Raw genomic sequence first — 24397 nt, forward strand, 5'->3', positions numbered from 1 at the left:
ATTTCTACACGCGGGGCAAGGTGGTGACCTCGCGTTGGCTGGATCCGTCCCATGGTGGTGTGAACCTCGGCTTCCCCACGAACGGGTAAGTCGTGTCTCCGCCGGGAGGGACCGGCGTCCCTCCCGGACGCGGCGTCCTCACAGGATCGACTCGAAGCCTGTGAGGCCGTTGCATGAGGACGGGATGATCGGGTAGGCAGGGCGTCATGTCCCTTTCGCGCTGTGCGGGCTGGTTGCTGGCCGGACGCTACCGGCTGCTGTCCGAGCTGGGCCGTGGCGGCATGGGCAGGGTCTGGCGGGCGCACGACGAGCTGCTCGACCGGCAGGTCGCGGTCAAGGAGGTCACCCTCGGGCACGCGCTGGGGGCCGAGCGGGAGCGGCTGCTCGGACGTACGATGCGGGAGGCGCGGCTGGCCGCCCGGCTGAGCCACCCGCACATCGCGGCCGTCTACGACGTGGTGGTGGCCGACGAGCGGCCGTGGATCGTGCTGCAGCTCGTGCCCTCGCGCAGCCTCGCCGACGTGATCGCCGAACGCGGGCCGCTGTCCGTGCCCGACACCGCGCGCCTCGGGCTGCAGGTGCTGGAGGCGCTGAGCGCGGCGCACGCCGACGGCATCGTGCACCGCGACGTCAAGCCCGGGAACATCCTGCTGAACGGCGACCGGCACGCCCTGCTCACCGACTTCGGCCTGGCCACCACCCTGGACGACCAGTCCACCATCACCCAGTCGGGCATGGTGGTGGGCACGCCCGCGTACATCGCCCCGGAACGCCTGCGCGGCGGCCACGCGACCCCGCAGGCCGACCTGTGGTCGCTCGGCGCCACCCTGTACGCGGCCGTCGAAGGCCAGTCGCCCTTCCCGCACAGCGGCCACCTGGCGGCCCTGACGGCGGTGCTCACCTCCAAGCCCGCGCCGTTCCACCTGGCCGGGCCCCTCGCGCCGGTCATCGCCGGCCTGCTGGAGAAGGACCCGGCCCGCCGGATCGACGGCGAGCAGGCACGGCGGCGTCTGGACCGGGTGGCCGCGCTGCGCGACGAGGAACCCCACGACACCGCCGCCATCCCCCTGGCCGCCCCCGTGCCCCACACCGGCGACCTCCTCCCCCCGTCCCTCTACCCCGCCACCCCCCTCCCGCCTCCCGCCACCAGCCCGCACACCACCTCTGCACTGCCCTCAGGGCCCACCCCCACCGCCTCGGACGCCGCCCCTGCCCTCACCTCGAAGGCCGCTCCCGCTGCGCGCCCCGCCGCCTCGGACGTCGCCGCGGCCGCCGCCTCGGAGCTGACCTCGGAGGCCGTCCCCGACACCGTGCGGAGGACCCGGGGGTGGGACCGCGGGGGACGGAGGACCAGCGAGCGGAACCACGCCGTACGCCGGACCGTGCCCGGCGCGGCGCGAGGGCTGCACGCTCATCGGGAGCTGTTGCCGTTCTCGGTGTCGATCCCGCAGCCGAGCAGGCCGCAACGCTGGCGGCAGCTCACCGCCCTGGCCGCGCTCGTCACCAGCGTGCTCGTCACGACGTCCTGGACCGGTGACGAGCCCGCCACCCCCCGGACGCCCTCCTACGCCGACCCGGCGCCGAACCAGGCCCACGAGCAGACGGGCATCATGCACGCGGTCGCCGTCTCGCGCGAACGCACCCCGGAACACGCCTCCGACGGCACCCGCGAGGAGCCCGCCCCCCGTCACCGCCCGCCCGCCCAGACCCTCTCCCAGCCGCCCGCCGTGGTCGGCACCAGCCCCGGCAAGGGTAAGAAGCTCGGCCACCAAGCCGCCAAGGCCAAGCACGGCAACGGCCGCGCCCGCGGCCACACCAAGCACTAGGAACACCCCGGCCCGCACATGAGGCGTGCGCCAGATAGGGGGCCCTCCTCTGCGTGTGTGGCCGGCCCCGGACGGGGCGGCCCCCTGCCTCCAGCGGGTGAGGCGTGCGGCGGGAAGGGGGTCCTCAGTGTCCGGCGGGCGTGGGGAGGGGGAGGCGGAGGACGAAGCGGGCGCCCTTGGGGGAGTCCTCGATGGTGAGCGTGCCGTGGTGCGCGGTCGCGATCTCGCGGGCGATCGGCAGCCCCAGGCCGGTGCCGCCGGCGTCGCGGTTGCGGGAGTCGTCCAGGCGGGTGAAGCGCTGGAAGACGATCTCGCGCTGCGCCGGCTCGATGCCCCCGCCGTCGTCCGTGACCTCCAGGACGGCCTGGCCGTCCTGCTCCCGGACCGTCACGGTGACCTGCGTCTCGGCGTGCCGCTCGGCGTTGTCGAGCAGGTTCGTCAGCAGGCGGGTGAGCTGGAGCCGGTCGCCCATGACGACCACGCCCTCCTGAGGGCCGGTGATCACCCGCTTGGCCCGCGGCCTGGTGGTCTCGGCGGAGACCAGCTCGCCCAGGTCCACCGGCTCGTGGTCGCTCGGGGCCCCGGCGTCCAGCTTGGTCAGCGTGAGCAGGTCGGTGACGATGGCCTGCAGCCGGTCGAGGCTGGCCAGCACCTGGGTGCTGGTCTCCCGCCAGTCGGTCTCCTCCGGATGCAGCATGGCCTCCTCGACCTGCGCGCGCATGGCGGTGATCGGGCTGCGCAGGTCGTGCGAGGCGTCGCCGGCGAACCGGCGCTGCTGCTCCATCGCGGCCTCCTGGCGCGCCCGCGCCGCCTCCAGCCGCTCCAGCGTCCTGTTGGCGGTCTCGGCCAGGGCTCTGATCTCGTCGTCGGTGTCCGGGACGGGCACCCGCAGGCCGCCGCCGTCCGCGGTGATCTCGGCGAGCCTCTTGGTGATGCTGCTGACGGGGGCGAGCGTCCTGGCCACGACCCGCGACACCCCGAAGAAGGTCAGCCCGACCAGCAGCGCCGACACCACGAACTGGAACAGCACGACCTGGAGGCTGACGTACCAGGGGACCGCGGTGTCGAAGGCGTAGATGATCCAGGTGCCCTCGGGCTGGAACGCGCGCAGGGCGACCACGAGCTCGCACCGGCCGGGGAAGGCGGGCAGGTCGCAGCTCCTGCTGACGTAGTTGGCCTGTTCGGGATGGGGGATCTGGGCCGTCTGGCGGGGCGCGGCGGCCAGGTTGGGCGTCCAGGAGACCGCGCGACCGGCCGGGTCGACGACCTGGATGCCGTCGAGCCCGCCGGGCTCCAGCACGCGGGGCAACTGGTTGTGCTTGACCATGAGAAGGATGCGCAGGGCCTTCCCGGACACCTCGCTCGCGCGCACGTCGGCGACGTCGTCGTGGATGCCGAACATGACGAAGCCGCTGACGACCACGTTCAGCAGCAACATGGCGATGCCGGCGAGCAGTGCCAGCCGCGTGCGCAGCGACCGGCCCAACCGTGTTCTCACCCGTCTCCCTCCGGGATCAGAAGAACACGGTTGGGGCACCAGGCCCTAACTTAGGGAGATTCCTCGATAAATGCGGTTACGCCGGGACGAGTCACCCCGCCGCTACTCCTCCACCGCCTTCAGCACGGCGTCCGCGATCGAACGCGGATCGACCCCGAAGTGCCTGCGTACGGCCTCCCGGGTGTCGGAGAGCCCGAACCCGTCGGTGCCGAGCGAGGTCCACGGCCGGTCGATCCACGGCCTGATCTGGTCGGGCACGGCCCGCATCCAGTCGCTGACCGCGATCACCGGCCCCTCGGTCCCGGCCAGCGCCTGCCGCAGGTACGGCACCCCGGTCGCGGACATGGCCTCGCGCCGCAGCTCGCTCCACGAGGTGACGGACCAGACGTCCACGCCCAGCCCGTACTCCTCGGCCAGCAGCCGCTGGGCCTCCAGCGCCCAGTGGATGGCGGTGCCGCTGGCCAGCAGGTGCGCGGCGCCGCCGCCCTCGGAGTAGCGGTAGATGCCCTTGACGATGCCCTCCTCGACGCCCTCGGGCATCGCGGGCTGCGGCAGCGCCTCGTTGTAGACGGTCAGGTAGTAGAACACGTCCTCGGCCGCCTCGCCGTACATGCGCCTGAGCCCCTCGCGGACGATGACGCCGACCTCGTAGGCGAAGGCCGGGTCGTAGGCCAGGCAGGCGGGGTTGGCGGAGGCCAGGAGCTGGGAGTGGCCGTCGGCGTGCTGGAGACCCTCGCCCGTCATGGTGGTGCGGCCGGCGGTCGCGCCGAGGAGGAAGCCGCGGCCGAGCTGGTCGGCCAGGGCCCACATCTGGTCGCCGGTCCGCTGCCAGCCGAACATCGAGTAGAAGATGTAGAACGGGATCATCGGCTCGCCGTGGGTGGCGTAGCTGGTGGCCGCCGCGGTGAAGGAGGCCATCGACCCGGCCTCGGTGATGCCCTCGATGAGGATCTGCCCGTCCACCGCCTCCTTGTACGACAGCAGCAGCTCCCGGTCGACGGCCTCGTACCGCTGGCCGAGCGGCGAGTAGATCTTCGCCGTGGGGAACAGCGACTCCATGCCGAACGTCCTGGCCTCGTCGGGCACGATCGGCACCCAGCGCCGCCCGGTCTCCGGCTCCTTCATCAGGTCCTTGACCAGCCGCACGAACGCCATCGTGGTGGCCACCGGCTGCGCAGAGCCCTTCGCCAGGGCCGCGAACGGCCGCTCGCCCGGCTGCGGCAGCGGTCGCGGGACGACCGTGCGGTGGGGGATCGGGCCGCCCAGCTCGCGGCGGCGCTCGGCGACGTACCTGGCCTCGGGCGAGTCGGGCCCCGGGTGCGCGTACGGCGGCAGCTCCCCGGCCAGCGCCGAGTCGGGGACGGGCAGGCCGAGCCGGTCGCGCATGACGCGGAACTCGTCGAGGGTGAGCTTCTTCATCTGGTGGTTGGCGTTGCGCGCCTCGACGCCCGCGCCGAGCGTCCAGCCCTTGACGGTCTGGACGAGGACCACGGTGGGCGCCCCCCGGTGCTGGAGGGCCCGGTGGTAGGCGGCGTACACCTTGCGCGGCTCGTGCCCGGCGCGCGAGCCGCCGACGATGCGCCGCAGGTCGTCGTCGGCGTACGGCACGTCGAGCCCCTGGAACAGGTGCTGCCTGATGTAGGCGCCGTCGGAGGCGGCGAACGTCTGGAACTGGCCGTCCGGCACCTCGCCGAGCCTGGCCACCAGCTCGTCGGAGCCGAGCAGGCCGTCCCACTCCGCGCCCCACAGCGCCTTGACGACGTTCCAGCCCGCGCCCCTGAAGACGCTCTCCAGCTCCTGCACGATGCGGGTGTTGCCGCGTACCGGGCCGTCGAGCCGCTGGAGGTTACAGTTGATCACGAAGGTGAGGTTGTCCAGCCCCTCCCTGGCAGCCAGCGTCAGCGCCGCGGTGGACTCCGGCTCGTCCATCTCGCCGTCGCCCAGGAAGGCCCAGACATGGCTGTGCGAGGTGTCCTTGATGCCGCGGTTGTGCAGGTAGCGGTTGAAGCGCGCCTGGTAGACCGCGTTGAGCGGGCCGATGCCCATCGACACGGTCGGGAACTGCCAGAAGCCCGACATCGCCCTCGGGTGCGGGTACGACGGCAGGCCGCCCTGCGTCTCGCGCCGGAACAGGTCGAGCTGGGCCTCGCTTAGGCGCCCTTCGAGGAACGCCCGCGCGTAGACGCCGGGGGAGGCGTGCCCCTGGAAGAAGACCTGGTCGTCCGCGCCGTGGAAGAAGTGGTTGAAGCCGACCTCGTACAGCCAGGCCGCCGAGGCGTAGGTGGCCAGGTGGCCGCCGAGGCCCAGCTTGCTGCCCCGGCTGACCATGACGGCGGCGTTCCACCGGTCGTAGGCCGCGACGCGTTCTTCGAGCTCCAGGTCGCCGGGGTAGGCCGGCTCCTCCGCGGTGGGCACCGTGTTGAGGTAGCGCGTGCTCGTGGCGAGCCTGCGCAGCAGGTATTCGGCCCGATCGGGACCGGCCGCCCGCCGGACCGCCTCAAGCGATTCGAGCCATTCGGCGGTCTCCTGGGGATCCAGATCTTTCTCCATGCTTCCATTAAACACCATATGATCGATCATCCGATGAAAGGATTATCTGTGGAACCCGTGGTGCGGCCGCCGTTGCGCGAGGAGATCAGGAAGGTGCTGCTCGACGGCCTGATCAGCGGCCGCTGGGAGCCCGGCGAGCGTATCGTGGAACGCCGCCTGGCCGTCGAGCTCCAGGTCAGCCAGGCCCCCGTACGCGAGGCGCTGCGCGAGCTGGAGGCGCTGCGGCTGGTCGAGTCCGCGCCCAACAGGGGCGCCCGGGTCCGCGGCTTCACCCTCGCCGACCTGCGCGAGGTCTACCAGGTGCGGGCCGGGCTGGAGGAGACCGCCACCCGCCTCGGCCGCCCGACGGCGGCGGCGCTGCGCGCCCACGTGACCCGCCTGCACGCCGCCGCGGCCGCCGGCTCCCTGGACGACCAGGTGCGCCACGGCGTCGCCTTCCACCGCGAGATCGTGGCGGCCTCGGGCAACGCGCTGCTGGTCTCGGTGTGGGAGTCGCTCGGCGTCGAGGTCTGGACGCACGTGTCGATCCGGCTGTTCAGGATGCGTCCGCACGAGAACGCCGCAGACCACGAACCTCTGGTCGAGGCGTTCGAGCGGGACGACCCGCAGGCCGGACGCCTGCTCCACGACCACGTCCTGGCCTACGCCCCCGACTGACTCGACAGGCCCGTCCCTTGAAGGCGTACGCCGGTCAGGCGCGCTGCGCGGCCGGCTCGGCCCGCGGGGCGCGCAGACCGGCGGCGGCCACGGCGACCAGCGCGCAGAGGCCCAGCATCGTCAGCCACACCCCCTGGTACGCCCCGACCACCCCCAGCCGGTCGCCCGACAGCACCAGCACCAGCGCCGAGACCCCGATGACGGCACCGCAGGCCCGCGAGGTCACCGACAGGGCGGTGCCGGTGGCCAGCCGCGCGGGCGGGATCTCGGCCACCGCCGCCCCGCTCAGCGACGTGATCAGCACGGCCACGGCGACCCCCGACAGCACCACCGCCGGAAGCACCACCGCCAGGTACGCCTGCCCGCCCCCCGCCGCGAACGCCAGGTACGCCGTGGACAGGGCCAGCAGCGCCACCCCGCACAGGGCGAGCGGGCGATGGCCGGTCCTGGCGGCCAGCCGTCCGGCCAGCGGCGCGGTCAGCACCTGGGCGAGCGCGCCCGGCGTGACGGCGAGCCCCGCCGCGGCCACGGAGTACCCCCAGATCCCGGTCAGGAAGAGGATGATGGCCAGCGGCAGCGCGAACATCACCAGCCCCACCAGGAACATCGCGAGGTTGGCCCGCTGGGTGCCGCGCGCCCGCAGCGCGCCCAGGTCCACGATCGGGGCGGGATGCGTGCGCGCGCGCCGGACGAACAGCACGGCCACGACGACGCCCGCGACCAGCGCCGCGATCGTGCCGGGGCTGCCCGGTCCCCACGCGTCGCTCTGCACGATCGCCAGCGACGGCAGCCCGATGGCCCCCACCAGCAGGAACAGCCCGGCGATGTCCGGCATCCTGGACGTGGCCGCCTCGCCCGCCTGCTTGGGCACGATCCGCCAGGCGCCCGCCAGCACGGCGACCCCGACCGGCAGGTGCAGGAAGAACACCGTCCGCCAGTCCCAGACGCCGACGAGCATGCCGCCCAGCGACGGCCCCGACGCCGTCGCCACCGACTGCGCCGCGCTCCACAACCCGATCGCCGTGCCCCGGCGCTCCCGCGGGTAGTACGGCAGGATCAGCGCGAGCGTCAGCGGCGTGATCACCCCGCCGCCCACGCCCTGCACGACCCGGGCCGCGATCAGCGCCCCCGCCGACGGCGCGACCGCGCACAGGGCGGCGCCGACCACGAACACCGCCAGCCCGGTCAGGAACACCCGCCGCGCGCCGAACCGGTCGGCCAGGCCGCCCGCCGGGAGCAGCGCCGCGGTGAACACGATCGCGTAGCCGTTGAACACCCACGACAGCTCCGGCAGGCTGCTGTCCGGGAAGCTGCGCAGGATGTCGGGGAAGGCGATGTTCGCGAGCTGCACGTCGATCGCGCCGAGGAAGGCGCTCCCGCACAGGACGGCGAGCGGGAGCGCCCGTGAACCGGCCACCTCAGTCCGACGCCACGCCGAACCGCTCCCGCAGCTCGACCTTGCGGATCTTGCCGGTGACGGTCCGCGGCATCTCCTCGACGACCTCCAGGCGCTCGGGCCAGAACCAGTCGTTCACGCCGGCGTCCTTGAGGTAGGCGCGCAGGCCCTCCAGCGTGGGCGGCTCGCCCGCCGGGGCGACGACGGCGCACACCTGCTCGACCAGCGCCGGGTCCGGGATGCCGATGAGCGCGATGTCGCGGATGGCCGGATGCCGGCCGAGCAGCGCCTCGATGTCGCTGACCGGCAGCTTGAGGCACATCTTGGCGACGATGACGTCCTTGGTCCGGCCGGAGATGCGCACGCCGCCGTAGCCGTCGTCGCGGGCCAGGTCGCCGGTGTCGAACCAGCCGTCCGGGGTGACGGACTTGGCGTAGATCTCGTCGCGCAGGTAGTAGCCGAGGCACTGGGCCGCGCCGCGTACCTGGAGAGCGCCGATCTCGCCCTTCTCGACCGGTCTGTTCTCCTCGTCCACGATGCGCACCTCCATGCCGGAGATGACCGTGCCGTCGCTCTCGCCGGCCCGCTCGGGCGGGTCCTGCGGGCGGGTCATGGTGACGCCGCCGTTCTCGGTCATGCCCCACAGCGCGTACACGCGCACGCCCAGCGTCTCGGTGACCCGTTCCACCAGGTGCGGCGGGACGGGGGCCGAGCCGGAGACGAAGACGCTCAGGCCGGGCAGCTTGCGCGGCCGGACCTCCTGCTCCTCGCTGATCTCCCGGGCGAACGGCGGCGAGCCGTAGTACATGGTGACGTCGTGGTCGGACATCAGGTCGAGGTAGACGCCGGCGTCCCAGGCGTCGGCCGTGACCGCGGTGCCGCCCAGCGTCAGCGCCGTCAGGTACGCCATCACCAGGCCCACGTAGTGCATCGACGTCTGGGCGGTCATGATGACCAGGCTCTCGTCCAGCCCGAACGCCTCGCCGTAGCCCTTGATGTCGGCGTACAGGGTGTTCTGACTGTGCAGCGCGCCCTTGGGCTCGCCGGTCGTGCCCGAGGTGAACAGGATGAGGAACGGGTCGTCGGGGCCCAGCTCGCGGCCCTCGATGTCGGCCGGGTCGCCCGGTTCCGGGGTGAGCAGGAGCTCGTCGAAGTCGAGCGAGCCGGGCGGCCCGCCGCCGCCGACGACGATCACGTGTTCCAGGCTCGGGATCTCCCGGGCCAGGGTCATCCCGGTCTCCGCCGTGTCCAGGTGGCCGAGGCGGGTCGTGGTGACGAACAGCTTGGCCTCGGTCAGCCGGATCATGAAGTCCAGCTCGCGGTGCCGGTAGATGGGCATCTGGGGGGCGATGCGCGCGCCGATCTTCATGCACGCCAGCGCGAGGGGCAGCGTCTCCCTGCGGTTGGGGAGCTGGATCGCGACGAAGTCGCCCGGCCGCACGCCGAGCCTGACCAGGCCGTGCGCGATGCGGTCGGTCATCCGGCCCAGCTCGGCGTACGTGACGACATCGGTGACGCCGTCGGCGACGCGCCGGCTAATGAGTGCTGATTTGTCGGGAAAAGCAACTATGTTGCGGCGTAAGTCGTCCAGAAACGTTTCGTCGCGCCACCAACCGTTGCGCCGGTATTCCTGGCCAGCGTCCGACACGGTCACCGCCTTTCGTCGTTCTCGTTCTACTCGATTGCTAGGAAGTGGGAAATACGGTGTTTTCCCCGGCAGGGGTGACCAGGTAGAACAAACCCGGTAGATGCACCGCGACACCCTCGTGCACCTCCGCGCAGACGGCCACGCCGGGCCGGGCGAACGTGCCGGGGGGCGGCTCGGCCACCCGGATCACCGAGTGGCGCGCGTCCAGCAGCCTGGCCGCCACGGAGATGTCGCCGACCAGGGCGTCCCCGGGCGCGACCCACCGGTTGCGGCTGACCTTCATGCCGTTGCCCTCGGCCAGCTCGGCCAGCAGCCCGCCCCGGCCCACCAGCCGGTGGTAGTAGTCGCGCGGGTTGACGATCATCGCGTGCGGGGTCGCGCCCGACTGCTCGACCTCGTCGCACGCCGACAGGACGCCGTGGACGTAGTCGTCGTACGGCAGGCGGGCGATCTCCGGATGGCCGAGCAGGGCGGTGGTCAGGGCCAGGTTCTCCGCCGTGGCCAGCCGTACCAGGAGGCGGTAGTCGAGGAAGGTGGCCAGGGCGTCCGGGTCCGCGGCCAGGCCGTCGGGGATCTGCACCCAGGCCCGGATCGGATGCACCTTGGCTTCCGCCATGCCGAACCTGAACGCCGCCTCGCGCCGCACGTCCGAGTCGCGCACCGCCCGCCGCTCCTCCTCGCCGGGCGGCGACTCCGTCCAGAACCGGGCCCGGTCGCCCTCGACGGGGACGACCCTGAGCAGGTTGCGCACGGTCAGCCGGGGCCGGTCCTTGGTCGGCTCGTGCGCCTCGGTGATGGTGTAGTCGAAGGTCACTTCCGCGTGGTCGGGGTCGTCGGCGTAGGCCCGCGCGAACAGCCGGCCCGGTGACTCTGACATGGATGCTCCCTATTCGTACTGGACGAGCCGCTGGTAGAAGGGGAGATGGTGGTCGTAGAAGGCCCGCAGGGCGGGATGGTTGTCCACGGTCGCGGCGTAGACGTTGCGGCGGTCCTCGAACCCGGCGCTGCCGCTCGCGTCCAGGTGCCAGCGGCGGGTCCGCCCCCACTCCGGGCGGTCGCCCGCGGCCCAGGTGAGGGAGCCGGGCAGGAAGGGCAGGCCGGTGTAGGCGCAGAACTCCTCGACGACCGCCGCCGGCTCGTGGATCAGCCGTTCGGTGCGGATCACCAGCGGCCGCCGGCCGGTGACCTCCCGGACCAGCTCGTGCAGCCGGAACAGCCGCTCGTAGCCGATCTCGTCGCAGGTCACCGCCGGTTTGATCGCGTAGTGCGAGGCGATGGTCGGCCGCGGTTCGCGCACGATGAACGTGTGCGCGATCCCGGCCAGGTCCTCCGGATGCTTGAACAGGTGCGGGTACTCGTAGTCGAGCACCTCCTTGACGAACACCGGCCGCGTCCGCGCCAGCTCCGCGAGCCGGGCCAGCAGGTCCTTCTCCGAACGGGCCGTCACCCGGCCGCCGTCCGGCGACGGCAGCGCGAGCGAGCCCTCCTCGGTCAGCGCCAGGAACGGCTCGTGCAGGACGGCCACGTCCCCCCGCTCGATCATCATGCGCAGGAACGCCGTCGAGGCCGAGCGCGAGTGCGCCCACATGGCGACCAGCGGTTCGCTCACCCCGACCACCACGCGGGCACCCGGTCCCAGCGGTGCCGCCGCAGCTCCTCCAGCAGGTCCGGGTCGAGCGGCCGCCCGTCGGAGACGCCGAGGTTGGCCCGCACGTGGGCGGGCCGGCGCATCCCCGGGATCACCGTGCTGACCGCCGGGTGGTGCAGCGCGAACCGCAGCGCGACCTCCGGCAGCGAGAGCCCCTCGGGGAGCGCCGCCTTGAGCCGTTCTGCCCGCTCGACGCTCGGCCCCAGGTTCTCCGGCCCGAAGTACGTGCTGCGCCAGTCCTCCGGCGGCCACGTGCTGTCGGCGGTCAGGGCGCCGGTGAGCGTGCCCTCGTCGAACGGGACGCGCGCGATGATGCCCACGCCCTCGCGCAGCGCCCGGTCGAACAGCTCGTCCTCGGGCGCCTGGTCGAAGATGTTGTAGATCACCTGGATGACGTCGATCAGGCCGGTGTCGAGCGCGGCCAGGCAGTTGGCCGGCTCCCACCGGTTGACGCTGATGCCGACCGCCTCGATCACGCCCTCGCTCTTGAGGTCCCTGATCGCCTCCTGCCACCGCTCGTCGCGGGCCCAGCGGTCCTCCCAGGTGTGGAACTGCATGAGGTCGATGCGCGAGACGCCCAGGTTGTCCAGGCTGCGGTGGGTGTACTCGCGGATGTGCTCGGCGGGGTAGGCGTCGTCGAGGGTGTCGTCCGGTCCCGGGGGCCATTCGCGGTTCTTCGGGGGGATCTTCGTGGCCACGTACAGCCGGTGGCCGGGGTGGCGGCGCAGCAGCGCGCCGAGAAGCTGCTCGCTGACGCCGCGGCCGTAGACCCAGGCGGTGTCGAAGAAGGTGCAGCCCAGTTCGACGGCCTCGTCGAGGCACCGGGGGGCGACGTCGTAGTCCCAGCCGGTGAAGCCGCCGGGGCCGCCGCCGATGCCCCACATGCCGTAGCCGACCTCGCTGACCTCCCAGCCGAGGTTTCCCATCTTGCGGTAGCGCATTCCTGACCTTTCCTGATCAACCGGTGGGCACCCGCTGCCCGGCCGTGCCCGCCAGCCGGGCGTGGTAGGCGGCGATCGGGCCGTCGAGGGTGCCCTCGCCGAGCCGCCATCGCTGTTCGAGCCTGTGGCACTCGTCCTTGTGGAACAGCGCGGGGTTGTCGGTCAGCAGCCCGCCGAACGCCCGGCGCAGCTCCTCCTCGTCCCCCGCGGCGGGCAGCAGCGAGGCGAGCGTGATCAGCTCGCGGTCCGCGCTCGCCCGGCCGGTCTCGCGGACGAGCCGCGCGAAGTCGCCGCACGGGATCGGTGTGACCGGCACGCCCGCCCGCGCCGGCACGTCGTCGATGCTGACGCTCTCGGCGCGGAAGACGTGCAGCGTACGGCCCCAGACCTCGGGGTCGGCCACGGCCGCCCCGACCCGCGCGGCGACGTAGTCGACCGGCGTGTAGTCGGTGCGCGTGGCGACGTCGGGACGCACGCCCAGCCGCAGGAACGCCGAGAGCAGCAGGTGGGTGAAGGCGACCGGGTTCGGATACCCGTTGTCGGCGCTCGGCATGATCTCGCCGAGCCGCAGCACGGTCACCAGCGCGCCCCGGCGCCGGGCCTCGGCCAGGTAGCGCTCGGCGATCCACTTCGACCGGCTGTAGCCGCCGCCCGGCGGCCTGGCCAGCGCCGGGTCGCAGTCCTCCGGGACGCGCTCGCCCCTGTGGAGCGCCTCCGTCTGCAACGCGCCCAGCGTCGAGACGTAGTGCAGCGGCACCGGGTGGTGGGCCATCGCCAGCCGCACCAGCTCGATCGTGCCCCGCACGTTGGCCTGACGGTGGGCGCGGTAGTCGAACAGGAAGTTGACCATCGCACCGTTGTGCAGCACCAGGTCGCAGGCTCGGGCCAGATGCTCCCAGGTGGAGCCGTCCAGCCCGAGGCCGGGTAAGGCCAGGTCGCCCGCGTAGCCCGCCAGCCGGTCGGCGAAGCGCGGCTCCCACAGGCCCCGCTCGGTGAGGGCGGAGACCACCCGGGCCGTGGCCGCCTCGTCGTCGGCCGCCCGCACCAGGCAGCACACCCGCAGCCCGCCACGGCCCAGCAGTTCGTGCACCAGACGGCTGCCGACGAACCCGGTGGCCCCGGTGACCAGCACCGTGCGCAGCCGCTCCGGCCTGGAGGCCCGCCTGATGGGCTCCCCGTCGGGCAGCACGGAGTCGCGCGCCATCAGCACCGACTCCTCCTCGATGGCCTCGTGGTCGTGCCGCCGGCGCTCGATCAGCAGGGCCAGCGCGCCGGCCGTCGGGTGGTCGTACAGGTCCTTGACGTCCACGCGTACGCCGGTCTCGGCGGTGATCATGTGGACCACGGACAGGGCCTGGATGGAGTCGCCGCCCGACTCGGCGAAGTGCGTCTCCGCGGTGAGGCCCGGCCAGCCCAGCGCCGAGCGCATCGCCCGCAGCACCTGGTCGTCCAGGCTCGCGGTCGGCGCGCTCTCGGCCAGCAGCGCGGTGTCCTCGGCCAGCCTGCCGTCGAGGATCTCCTGGAGCCGGCCGCGGTCCACCTTGCCGTTGTCGTGCAGCGGCATCTCGGCCAGCGGGAAGAAGTAGCGGGGGACGCTGGTGCGCGGCAGGGTGCGGCGCAGCTCGGCGGCCAGCGCGGCCTCGGTCAGGCCCCTGCCGGAGGCGAACAGCGCCAGCGCCTTCACCCCCGCCTGCTCGGCCACCAGGACCTCGGCCTGCAGCACGCCGGGACAGCGCTGGGCCGCCGCGGCGATCTCGCCCAGCTCGATCCGGACGCCGTGGATCTTGACCTGGAAGTCCTTGCGGCCGGCGAAGAACAGCCGCCCGTCGTCGTCCAGGTGGCCGAGGTCGCCCGTGAGGTAGAGGCGGTCGCCGGGGATCTCGCCGGGGAACGGGTTGGCCACGAACGCCCTGGCCGTGGCCGCCGGGTCGCCCAGGTAGCCCGCGCCCAGGCAGACGCCGCCGATCGCGATCTCGCCGGTCGTCCCCTCGGGGACCGGGCGCAGGTCCTCGTCCACCACGACCGCGTAGCAGTTGTCGATCGGGCGGCCCAGCGGGACGGCGTCGCCGTCGGCCGCCGACACCCGGTGGAAGACCATCCCGATGGACGCCTCGGTCGGGCCGTAGCCGTTGGTGAGGTCGAGGCCGGGCAGCAGGGCCATCAGGCGGTGCACCGCCCGCGGGCTGACCGCCTCGCTGCCGACGACGAGCCGGCGCAGGGACGACAGCGCGCGCAGGGCGGCGGCGTCACCGTCCACGATGGCGACCAGGGCGTTGAAGACGCTGGAGACGAAGTCGGCGGTGGTGATGCCGTACCGGGCGATCAGGTCGATGGTGTGCCGGAGGTTGAGGAAGTCGCCCTGGACGGGCAGCACCGTGCGCCCGCCGGTGGTCAGCGGCCAGAAGAGCTGCCACAGAGCGGAGTCGGAGGTGTGCCTGCTGTTCTGCAGCACGACGTCGTCGCCGGTCGCGGCGAAGTAGCGGGTCATGAAGCGCAGCCGGTTGGCCAGGCCGCCGTGCCGGTTCATCGCGCACTTGGGGGTTCCGGTGGTGCCGGAGGTGAAGTAGCCGTACGCCAGGTCGTCCGGGCCGAGGCCGACCGCCGGGCGTTCGGAGGTCGGGACGATCGCGTCGATCCCGACGGTCACCGCCCGGTGGGCCGCGCCCGGCGGCAGCCGCTCGCCGCCCGCGCACAGGATCGGCCCGTCCGGCAGCACGTCGAGCGTGTCGCGCACGCGCTCGACCGGCCAGGACGGGTCGAGCGGCACGAACGCCGCCCCCAGCTTCATCAGCGCCAGGTACGCGACCGGCAGCTCCAGCGAGTTGACCAGCAGGGCCGCGACCACGTCGCCCTTGCCCACGCCGTGCCCGGCCAGCGTCGCCGCCAGGCCGTTGACCAGGTCGTCCAGTTGCCTGTAGGTGAGAGTCCTGCCGTCGTAGGTGACCGCCGGCCGCTCGGGGCACCGGTCGGTCTGCTCCTCGATCAACGCCGGGACGGGACGGAACGGGCCGAAGTCGACCGCCCGGCCGGTGAAGCCGCGGGTGTTGCCGGTCATCTCCACCTCTCTGTCAGGAATGTACGAACGGCGACCGGTCCCCTTGCCTCACACGCCCCCGTCGCCCTCATAGGCGTTCCAAGTCGTTCCAGAGCCGGCCCGGCGCGTACGCCGGATCGCCGGCCCCGCCCGAGGCGGGCAGGACCGCCGCCGCGGCGGCGATCCTGCCCGCCTCGGGCGACGTCTGGACCCCGTAGCCGCCGAGGGCGGCCAGCCAGACGAACCCCGGCGCGTCGGGCGCCGGCCCGATCACCGGCGTCCCGTCGGCCACCTCGCTGCGCAGCCCCGCCCAGGCGTGCCGGACGCTGCGGATCTCCAGCGTCGTGGCCTCCTGGACGCGTCCCACGCCGACGGCGACGTCCAGGTCGTCGGGGCGGGCGTCGCAGGGCGCCACGAGGGTGGCGTCGGCGGGGGAGACCAGCAGCCGGCCTGACTCGGGCTTGAAGTAGAACGTGTCCGCCACGTCGGTGACCATCGGCCAGGACCCGGCGTCCGTCCCGCCGGGCAGGTCCACCAGGAACGCGGTCCTGCGCAGCGGGCGCAGTCCCACCGGCCGCACCCCGGCCAGCCCGGCGACCTCGTCGGCCCACGCCCCGGCGGCGTTGACCAGGGTCGGCGCGGCGTGCTCGCCCGCGTCGGTGACCGCCCGCCAGGCGCCGGCCGTACGTGACAGCGCCCGTACCCGCGCGGAGGTGAGCACCTGGCCGCCCCGGGCCCGGATACCGCGCAGGAACCCCTGGTGGAGGGCGTCCACGTCGATGTCCATGGCGCCCGGTTTCAGCATCGCCCGGCTGAACCGGCCCGGACGCAGGATCGGGCAGTGCGCCAGAGCCTCGGTGGGGCCGATCTCCACGGCCGGCGTCGGGGCCCGCCGTCCCTCGGCCAGCACCTCGTCGAACAGCGTCTCCCCGCCGTACGGGCACAGCGCGAGCACGCCGCGCGGGGTCAGCAGCGGGACGTCGGCGAAGCCCGGAGGGGGCGCGGCGAGGAAGTCCCTGCTCGCCGCCGTGAGAGCCCGGACGGCCCGGTTGCCGAAGTACTCCGAGAAGAGCGCCGCCGACCGGCCGGTCGAGTGGTGGCCGGTGACCTGCTCGGCTTCGAGCAGTGTCACGGTGCCGTGGCCGGCGAGGAAGAACCCCGCGCAGGCGCCCGCGACACCGCCCCCGACAATGAGAAAATCTCTCACGTCCGTAAACTGATCACATTTCACCGGGTTTCGGCAAACAGTTTGTACGTCCTGACAGAAATGACTTGCCCGAAATGCGGAGTAAGTCAGGTCGTAAATGCGATAATTCAAGCATTTAAACAAACGATCTTGTGATTACCGGCCTGTCAAAGCCTCGGCGGCGGTGGCAGGCCGTCCCGGCGGGGTCAACCCCTATGTCAGAACTGGCGCAGGCGTGCGCTCCGAGTGTCAGATGCGGTCGCTGAGCGCGCGCAGCAGACGTCCGAAACCCGGCGCCCCCAGGCGTGACGGGACGGCGGCCAGCAGCCGCATCATCGGCTCGCTCTGCATGAGCGCCCGAGGGCCCGACGCCGCCAGCGTGTTCGCCGCCACCATCGAGGCCCGCGCCGCCCGCCGCCTCCGCCGCACCGAGTACGCGTCCACGACCGCCGCCGGACCGGGCGCGGCCCGCAGGCAGGCGGTCAGCGCGGCCACGTCTTCGAGCGCCTGGTTGGTGCCGTGCGCCCCGACGGGCGGCATCGCGTGCGCCGCGTCGCCGAGCAGCACGCACCGCCCCGCGCCCCAGCGGCGCGGGACCTTGTGCCGGGTGTGCGGGAACAGCTCGACGTCGCCGTCGGACAGTGAGTCCAGCACCCGCGCGATCGGCGCGCCCCAGCCGGCGAACCGGCGGCGCAACATCTCCACCGGCTTGTCCACGGGCGGGTCGCCCGGCGACCAGGGCCGCTCGAAGAACCACTGCATGAGCCCGTTCCCCGCGCTCATGAAACCGGCGTCGGCCTGCCGTCCGATCATCAGGGTCGTGGTCGGGCCGGGGTCGAAGGGGGCGGGCGTCAGGCCCTGCCAGATCGCCAGGCCCGTCGGCGCGGCCGGGCCGTCGCCCAGCACGAGCGCGCGTACCCGCGAGCGCACGCCGTCGGCCCCGACCAGGAGGTCCGCCTCGTACTCCGCGCCGGTCGCGGTACGCACGCGCACGCCGTCGCGGCCGGCCTCCACGTCCCGTACGCGCGCGCCGAACCGTACGGCGCCGTCCGGCAGGCCGGCGGCCAGGAGGTTGATCAGCGAGCCGCGCGGGATCACCCGGGGGGCCGAGCCGAAGCGGGCCGTCAGGGGCTCCAGGTCCACGTCCATGATCCGGCGGCCCCGGGCCGTGCGCAGGGATAACGCGGACAGCCGCTGACCGGTGCCCTCCAGGTCCACGCCGAGGTCGCCGAGGATCGCCGTGCCGTTGCACCACAGCGTGATCGCGCCGCCGCCGAGGCGCGGCCCGTCGGCCCCCTCCAGCACGACGACCTCGTGGCCGTCCGCGACCAGGCCGCGCGCGACCGCCAGCCCGCTGATCCCCGCCCCCGCCACCAGCACCCGCATGAGACTCCCCCTCTACGAATCGTAGTACTACACGCTATAGAGGAAAATAGCGGGTGTGAAGCGGCTCATCGGTGGTAGCGCGTCGGGAGACGACCACTTTGGGGGGAACATGGCCGAGCGCCTGACCGACGAGGACATCGACACCGCCATGGCGGCGCTGGAGGGCTGGCGGCGGGACGGCGACGCCCTGGTCAAGGACGTGCCGATCACGCCCGACAGCTACGGCTGGCTGAGCGAGGCGGTGCACAACGAGGGCGCCGCGCTGGGCCACCAGGCCGAGATCGAGCGTACGGGGACAGGGATCCGCTTCCGGCTCTCGACGGGCGACGTGGGCGGGGTCACCGAACGCGACGTCGAGCTCGCCGCCCACATCGACCAGGTGCTCGACGGCGGCGCCCGCGACCGCGGCTGACCTCCCGCGGCCCGCGGCGGACGGCCGCGTGATCCCCCCTGTAGGGCCCCCGGTGTGCAGGCTGCACAGGTTGTGCAGGGGCCACATCCTGTGTAGGGTGCATTCGGACAATGGGGGGATTAATGGTGCATTCCGCGCCCAGCCCGCGCTCCGGCGGCGGGATCGTCAGCGTGCTCGCGGTCGCCGGCATCGTCGGCTCGCTCATGCAGACGCTGGTGGTGCCGCTCATCGGCGAGCTGCCGCGGCTGCTGCACGCCAGTGCCGCCGACACGTCGTGGGTGATCACCGTGACGCTGCTGGTCGGCGCGGTCGCCACCCCCGTGATCGGCAAGCTCGGCGACCTCTACGGCAAGCGCACCATGATGATCGCCTGCTCGGTGCCGCTCATCGCCGGGTCGGTGGTGTGCGCGCTGTCCGGCTCCCTCGTCCCGATGATCGCCGGACGCGGCCTCCAGGGGCTGGGCGTCGGCATGATCCCGCTCGGCGTCAGCGCGCTGCGCGACCTGCTGCCGCCCCAGCGCGTCGGCCCTGCCATCGCGCTGATGAGCTCGTCCATGGGCATCGGCGGCGCGCTCGGGCTGCCGATCTCGGCCGCCGTCGCCGAGTACGCCGACTGGCGGGTGCTGTTCTGGGGCTCGGCCGCGCTGAGCGTGCTGGTCGCGGTGCTGATCTGGCTGCTCGTCCCGGCCACGCCCGTCGCCGCCCGGGGCCGCCTCGACGTCGTCGGCGCGTTCGGCCTGGGCGCGGCGCTGGTCTGCCTGCTGCTCGGGGTGTCGAAGGGCGGCGACTGGGGCTGGTCGAGCGGCACCACCCTCGGGCTGCTCGGCGGCGCCGTGCTGCTCGCCCTGCTGTGGGCCCTGTGGGAACTGCGCGTCCGCGACCCCCTCGTGGACCTGCGCACCACCGCCCGCCCGCAGGTGCTGCTCACCAACCTGGCCTCGATCCTCGTCGGCTTCGCCATGTACGCCCAGTCGCTGGTCCTCATGCAGATCCTGCAGCTGCCCGCGGCGCTCGGCTACGGCCTGGGCCAGTCGATGCTGGCCGCCGGGCTCTGGATGGCGCCGTCCGGGCTGATGATGATGGCGGTCTCCTCGCTCGGCGCCCGGCTGTCGGCCGCCCGCGGGCCCAAGACCAGCCTGTTCGTCGGCGCGCTGGTCATCGCGGCCGGCTACGGCGCCGCGCTCGGCCTGATGGGCTGGAGCTGGGGCCTGATGATCGCCGGTTGCATCGGCAGCGCCGGGGTAGGCCTGGCGTACGGCGCGATGCCCGCCCTCATCATGGGCGCGGTGCCGAGGAGCGAGACGGCCTCGGCCAACGGTTTCAACACCCTGATGCGCTCCATCGGCACCTCGGTCTGCGCCGCCGTGGTCGGCGTCGTCCTGGCCCAGCTCACCGTGACGGTCGGCGGCCACACGCTGCCGTCGGAGACCGGCTTCCGCACCGCCCTGCTGATCGGCTGCGGCGTCGCGGTGGTCGCCGCGCTGGTCACCCTGACGCTGCCGAAGACCAGGGCCGCCGCCGCTCCGGCCCCTGTCGCCGCCGCGGCCCCCGCCGTGACCCCCGCCCCGGCCCCGGTGGCCGGGCCCGCTCCGGCCTCCGCCGACGTCCTCGGCCCCTGGGAGGACGCCTTCCGCACGCACGACCCGGCCCTGGAAAGCCGCCACCACCCGCGGCCGGTCCGGCCGGAGGAGGCCGGCGTGCTCTCCCTGGAGGAGCGGGACGAGCTGCTCTGGCTCCGCCGCGAGAACGCCGAGCTCCGCCGCGAGCTGGACGTGCTCATGCAGCACGTCGGCGTGTGGCTCAAGAACCTGGCCGACGACAAGACCGGCTGACCAGCCAGAACACATGCCAGACAAATAATGATTTGAACGAGCGAGTACTCACTCATTACGCTCGTCCGCATGACCAAAAGGCGACGGGTGCCCGCCATGGCGCCCGAAGAGCGCCGTGCCGCCCTCATCGAGGCCACCATCCCCCTGCTGCGCGCGCACGGCACCGCCGTCAGCACCCGCCAGATCGCCGAGGCCGCGGGCGTGGCCGAAGGCACGATCTTCGGCGTCTTCTCCGACAAGGCCACGCTGCTGCGCGCGGCCCTGATGAGCGCGTTCGACCCCCGGCCGGCCGAGAACGCGCTCGCCGCCATCGGCACCACCGTCGGGCTGCGGGCCCGGCTGTGTGAGGTGGCGGCGCTGCTGCGGGCCGGCATGAAGGCCAACGTCAACATCATCGCCGTGCCCCGCGAGCTCATGGCCGAGGACGCCGAGCTCCGGGAGCACATGCTGGACAGCCGCGCCCGCATCACCGCCGCGCTCGCCGCCCTCGTCGAGCCCGACCGCGACAATCTGCGCCGCTCGCCCATGGCCACGGCGCAACTGCTGCTCATGCTCGTCTCGGTGAGCGTCCACCGCGGTTTCGGCCTGTCCGGTGACTTCGGCGACATGGACGACGAGGAGATCGTCTCCGTCCTGCTCGACGGGCTGCTCGTGCGGCCCTCCCTCACCCCCTCGACAGAAAGCGTCCGTTGATGCTGCTCCGCCTGCTGCGGGTCCAGCTAAGGCCGTACGGGAAGGAGATCACGCTCGTGGTCCTCTTCCAGTTCGTGCAGACACTGGCCACGCTCTATCTCCCCACACTCAACGCCGACATCATCGACCACGGGGTCATCACCGGCGACACCGGTTACATCATGCGCGTCGGGCTGGTGATGCTCGGCGTGACGTTCATCCAGATCGTCTGCTCGGTCGTGGCCGTCTACTACGGCGCCAGGACCTCGATGGCCCTCGGCCGCGACCTGCGGGCCGCGATCTTCCACCGGGTGCAGGGCTTCTCGGTACAGGAGGTCAACAGGTTCGGGGCGCCGTCCCTGATCACCCGGACCACCAACGACGTGCAGCAGGTGCAGCTGCTCGTGCTGATGACGTTCACGATGATGGTGGCCGCGCCGATCATGTGCGTCGGCGGCATCGTGCTGGCGCTGCGCCAGGACACGGCGCTGTCGTCGCTGCTGCTCGTCGTGCTGCCCGTGATGATCGTCATCGTCGGCCTGGTCGTCTGGCGGATGCGCCCGTTGTTCCGCACCATGCAGGAGCGCATCGACCGGATCAACCAGGTGCTGCGCGAGCAGATCACCGGCATCCGGGTCATCAGGGCGTTCGTCCGCGACCGGCACGAGCGCGAGCGCTTCGGCGTGGCCAACGAGCGGCTCACCGACGTGTCGCTGCGGGTCGGGCGGCTGATGGCGCTGATGTTCCCCTCGGTCATGCTGGTCGTGAACGTCTCCAGCGTCGCCGTCATCTGGTTCGGCGGCCACCGCATCGCCGACGGCACCATGCAGGTCGGCGCGCTGACCGCGGTCATCTCCTACCTGATGCAGATCCTGATGTCGGTGATGATGGCCATGTTCATGTTCATGATGATCCCGCGCGCCGAGGTCTGCGCCGAGCGCATCGAGGACGTGCTCGGCACCGACCCGACCGTCCACCCGCCCGCCGAGCCCGTCACCCCCGACAGTCACCTGGGCGAGCTGGAGCTGCGGTCCGTGGACTTCCGCTACCCGGGCGCCGAGGACCCGGTGCTGTCCGGGGTGAGCTTCACCGCGCGGCCGGGCCGGACCACCGCGATCATCGGCAGCACCGGCAGCGGCAAGACGACGCTGCTCAACCTCGTCCCGCGGCTGTTCGACGCGACCGCCGGCGACGTGCTGGTGGACGGCGTCAACGTCCGCGACCTCGACCCGGCGGCCCTGGCCCGCGCGGTCGGCCTCGTCCCGCAGGCGCCCTACCTGTTCTCCGGCACCGTGGCCTCCAACCTGCGTTACGGCCGGCCCGACGCCACCGACGAGGAGCTGTGGCGGGCTCTGGAGATCGCCCAGGCCCGCGCGTTCGTCGAGGCGATGCCCGGCGGCCTGGACGAGCCCGTCTCCCAGGGCGGCACGAACGTCTCCGGCGGCCAGCGTCAGCGCCTGGCCATCGCCAGGACCCTCGTGCACCGGCCCGGGATCTACCTCTTCGACGACTCCTTCTCCGCCCTCGACTACGCCACCGACGCCCGCCTGCGGGCCGCGCTGGCCGAGGAGATCACCGACGCCACGATCGTCATCGTCGCCCAGCGGGTGAACACGATCCGCGACGCCGACCTCATCCTCGTCCTCGACGAGGGACGCGTGGTCGGCAGCGGCGACCACGCCGAGCTCATGGAGACCTGCCCGACGTACCGGGAGATCGTGCTGTCCCAGCTCACCGAACAGGAGGCCGCGGCATGACCGCCCAGGCTCCCGCGCGCCGCCCGCAGCCCGCCTTCGGACCGGGCAGGATGATGTCCGGGCCCGCCGAGAAGGCGCTCGACTTCGGCGGCACGCTGCGCAAGCTGATGCGCCTGCTGCGGCCCGAACGCGCGCTGCTCGGCGTCGTCCTGGCGCTCGGCATCGTCAGCGTCGCGCTCACCGTCACCGGGCCCAAGATCCTCGGCCACGCCACCGACCTGATCTTCTCCGGCATCATCGGCGCCCGGCTGCCCGCCGGGATCACCAAGGAGCAGGCCGTGGCGGGCCTGCGCGCCAAGGGCGAGGGCAACTTCGCCGACATGGTGGCCTCGATGCACGTCGTGCCCGGCCAGGGCATCGACTTCACCGGGCTGGCCTACGTGCTGGGCTGGGTGCTGGCCATCTACGTGGTGGCGGCGCTGCTCGGCATCGCGCAGTTCCGGCTCACGACGACCGTCGTGCAGCGGGCGGCGTCCCGGCTGCGCGAGCGGATCGAGGCCAAGCTGGCGCGGCTGCCGCTCAGCTACTTCGACGGCCAGCCGCGCGGCGAGATCCTCAGCCGCGCCACCAACGACACCGACAACATCGCCCAGACCCTCCAGCAGACCATGAGCCAGCTCATCTCGTCGGTGCTGACGGTCGTGGGCGTGCTGGTGGTGATGTTCTGGATCTCGCCGATTTTGGCGCTCATCGCCCTGGTCACGGTGCCCGTGTCGGTCTACGTCACCACCGTCGTCGGCAAGCGGTCGCAGCCGGAGTTCGTCAAGCAGTGGTCGTCCACCGGCAAGCTCAACGGCCACATCGAGGAGATGTACGGCGGCCACACCCTGGTCAAGGTCTTCGGCCGGCAGCAGGAGGCCGCCGCCACCTTCGAGGAGCACAACCAGGCCCTGTACGCCTCCAGCTTCCGCGCCCAGTTCATCTCCGGCGTCATCCAGCCGGCGATGATGTTCATCGGCAACGTCAACTACGTGCTGGTCGCCGTCGTGGGCGGGTTCAAGGTGGCCTCGGGCTCGATCTCGCTGGGCGACGTGCAGGCGTTCATCCAGTACTCCCGGCAGTTCAGCCAGCCGCTGACCCAGGTGGCCGGCATGGCGAACCTCGTCCAGTCGGGCATCGCCTCGGCCGAGCGGGTCTTCGAGCTGCTGGACGCCCCCGAGCAGTCGGCCGAGCCGGCCGTGCCCGCCCGTCCCGCCGAGCTGCGCGGCCGTGTGGCGTTCGAGAACGTCTCCTTCCGCTACACCCCCGACCGGCCGCTGATCGAGAACCTGTCGCTGACCGTGGAGCCCGGCCAGACCGTGGCCATCGTCGGCCCCACGGGAGCGGGCAAGACGACCCTGGTCAACCTCATCATGCGCTTCTACGAGGTGACCGGCGGCCGCATCACCCTCGACGGAGTCGACACGGCCGACATGTCCAGGGAGGAACTGCGCGCCGACATCGGCATGGTGCTCCAGGACACCTGGCTGTTCGGCGGCACGATCGCCGAGAACATCGGCTACGGGGCCGAGGGCGCCACCCGCGAGCGTATCGAGGCCGCCGCCCGGGCCGCCCACGTCGACCGCATCGCGCACACGCTGCCCGACGGCTACGACACGCTGATCGACGAGGAGGGCGCCACGGTCAGCGCGGGCGAGAAGCAGCTCATCACGATCGCCCGCGCGTTCCTGTCCGAGCCGGCCATCCTGATCCTGGACGAGGCCACCAGCTCGGTCGACACCCGTACCGAAGTGCTCATCCAGCGGGCGATGAGCTCGCTGCGCGAGGGCCGTACGAGCTTCGTGATCGCCCACCGCCTGTCCACGATCCGCGACGCCAGCCTGATCCTGGTCATGGAGGAGGGCCGCATCGTCGAACAGGGCACCCACGAAACCCTCCTGGCGGCGGACGGCGCCTACGCCCGCCTCTACTCCGCCCAGTTCGCCCAGGCAGTCGCCGAGGTCGACTGACGCCG

At 72.5% G+C, this 24397-nt stretch carries 17 protein-coding genes; 7 read left to right on the forward strand and 10 right to left on the reverse strand.

The window, feature by feature from the left end; translation table 11 throughout:
• Positions 1-206: 206 nt before the first annotated feature.
• Positions 207-1826, forward strand: a complete 1620-nt coding sequence (locus ACIHAD_RS31720) for a serine/threonine-protein kinase (protein WP_397358350.1) — start codon at positions 207-209, stop codon at positions 1824-1826.
• Positions 1827-1950: 124 nt separating this feature from the next.
• On the opposite strand, the gene ACIHAD_RS31725 is transcribed toward ACIHAD_RS31720, so the two are convergent.
• Both ACIHAD_RS31725 and aceE read right to left on the reverse strand, forming a co-directional pair.
• Positions 1951-3324, reverse strand: a complete 1374-nt coding sequence (locus ACIHAD_RS31725) for a sensor histidine kinase (protein ID WP_397358351.1) — start codon at positions 3322-3324, stop codon at positions 1951-1953.
• A 102-nt stretch (positions 3325-3426) separates the two neighbouring features.
• Positions 3427-5874 (reverse strand): pyruvate dehydrogenase (acetyl-transferring), homodimeric type, encoded by a 2448-nt coding sequence (gene aceE / locus ACIHAD_RS31730; RefSeq protein WP_397358352.1) that lies wholly within the window; start codon positions 5872-5874, stop codon positions 3427-3429.
• 18 nt (positions 5875-5892) lie between these two features.
• On the opposite strand from aceE, the gene ACIHAD_RS31735 reads away from it, so the two are divergent.
• A complete protein-coding gene (locus tag ACIHAD_RS31735) occupies positions 5893-6531 on the forward strand; it encodes a GntR family transcriptional regulator (protein ID WP_397358353.1) in 639 nt (212 codons plus the stop codon).
• Positions 6532-6565: 34 nt separating this feature from the next.
• On the opposite strand, the gene ACIHAD_RS31740 is transcribed toward ACIHAD_RS31735, so the two are convergent.
• From ACIHAD_RS31740 to ACIHAD_RS31775, 8 genes are all read right to left on the reverse strand, one after another.
• Positions 6566-7948 (reverse strand): DHA2 family efflux MFS transporter permease subunit, encoded by a 1383-nt coding sequence (locus ACIHAD_RS31740; protein WP_397358354.1) that lies wholly within the window; start codon positions 7946-7948, stop codon positions 6566-6568.
• A 1-nt stretch (position 7949) separates the two neighbouring features.
• The gene (locus tag ACIHAD_RS31745) at positions 7950-9575 is read right to left on the reverse strand and encodes an AMP-binding protein (protein WP_397358355.1); all 1626 of its coding nucleotides are present in this window, start codon (positions 9573-9575) and stop codon (positions 7950-7952) included.
• A gap of 37 nt (positions 9576-9612) precedes the next feature.
• A complete protein-coding gene (locus ACIHAD_RS31750; RefSeq protein WP_397358356.1) occupies positions 9613-10452 on the reverse strand; it encodes a family 3 encapsulin nanocompartment shell protein in 840 nt (279 codons plus the stop codon).
• Between the two features lie 9 nt (positions 10453-10461).
• The gene (locus tag ACIHAD_RS31755; RefSeq protein ID WP_397358357.1) at positions 10462-11184 is read right to left on the reverse strand and encodes a hypothetical protein; all 723 of its coding nucleotides are present in this window, start codon (positions 11182-11184) and stop codon (positions 10462-10464) included.
• Complete coding sequence (locus tag ACIHAD_RS31760; protein ID WP_397358358.1) at positions 11181-12164, reverse strand: aldo/keto reductase; 984 nt, start codon at positions 12162-12164, stop codon at positions 11181-11183. Before ACIHAD_RS31760 ends, ACIHAD_RS31755 begins: the two co-directional genes overlap by 4 nt.
• A 16-nt stretch (positions 12165-12180) precedes the next feature.
• Positions 12181-15219 carry an amino acid adenylation domain-containing protein gene (locus ACIHAD_RS31765; protein WP_397358359.1) on the reverse strand — a complete coding sequence of 1013 codons (3039 nt, stop codon included), beginning with the start codon at positions 15217-15219 and terminating at the stop codon, positions 12181-12183.
• 67 nt (positions 15220-15286) lie between these two features.
• Positions 15287-16405: an NAD(P)/FAD-dependent oxidoreductase gene (locus ACIHAD_RS31770; protein ID WP_397358360.1), complete on the reverse strand. Its 1119-nt coding sequence runs from the start codon at positions 16403-16405 to the stop codon at positions 15287-15289.
• A gap of 228 nt (positions 16406-16633) precedes the next feature.
• The gene (locus ACIHAD_RS31775) at positions 16634-17770 is read right to left on the reverse strand and encodes an FAD-dependent oxidoreductase (RefSeq protein WP_397358361.1); all 1137 of its coding nucleotides are present in this window, start codon (positions 17768-17770) and stop codon (positions 16634-16636) included.
• A 109-nt stretch (positions 17771-17879) separates the two neighbouring features.
• On the opposite strand from ACIHAD_RS31775, the gene ACIHAD_RS31780 reads away from it, so the two are divergent.
• The 5 genes from ACIHAD_RS31780 to ACIHAD_RS31800 all read left to right on the forward strand — a co-directional run bounded on the left by ACIHAD_RS31780 (position 17880) and on the right by ACIHAD_RS31800 (position 24392).
• The gene (locus ACIHAD_RS31780; RefSeq protein WP_397358362.1) at positions 17880-18182 is read left to right on the forward strand and encodes a 4a-hydroxytetrahydrobiopterin dehydratase; all 303 of its coding nucleotides are present in this window, start codon (positions 17880-17882) and stop codon (positions 18180-18182) included.
• A gap of 122 nt (positions 18183-18304) precedes the next feature.
• Positions 18305-20014 (forward strand): MFS transporter, encoded by a 1710-nt coding sequence (locus ACIHAD_RS31785; protein WP_397358363.1) that lies wholly within the window; start codon positions 18305-18307, stop codon positions 20012-20014.
• A gap of 69 nt (positions 20015-20083) precedes the next feature.
• Entirely contained in the window at positions 20084-20707 is a 624-nt protein-coding gene (locus tag ACIHAD_RS31790; protein ID WP_397358364.1) for a TetR/AcrR family transcriptional regulator, read from the forward strand.
• The gene (locus ACIHAD_RS31795; RefSeq protein ID WP_397358365.1) at positions 20707-22443 is read left to right on the forward strand and encodes an ABC transporter ATP-binding protein; all 1737 of its coding nucleotides are present in this window, start codon (positions 20707-20709) and stop codon (positions 22441-22443) included. Before ACIHAD_RS31790 ends, ACIHAD_RS31795 begins: the two co-directional genes overlap by 1 nt.
• Positions 22440-24392 (forward strand): ABC transporter ATP-binding protein, encoded by a 1953-nt coding sequence (locus ACIHAD_RS31800; RefSeq protein ID WP_397358366.1) that lies wholly within the window; start codon positions 22440-22442, stop codon positions 24390-24392. Before ACIHAD_RS31795 ends, ACIHAD_RS31800 begins: the two co-directional genes overlap by 4 nt.
• Positions 24393-24397: the final 5 nt, after the last annotated feature.

The organism is Nonomuraea sp. NPDC052265 (genome assembly GCF_044547985.1).
Classification (GTDB): Bacteria; Actinomycetota; Actinomycetes; order Streptosporangiales; family Streptosporangiaceae; genus Nonomuraea.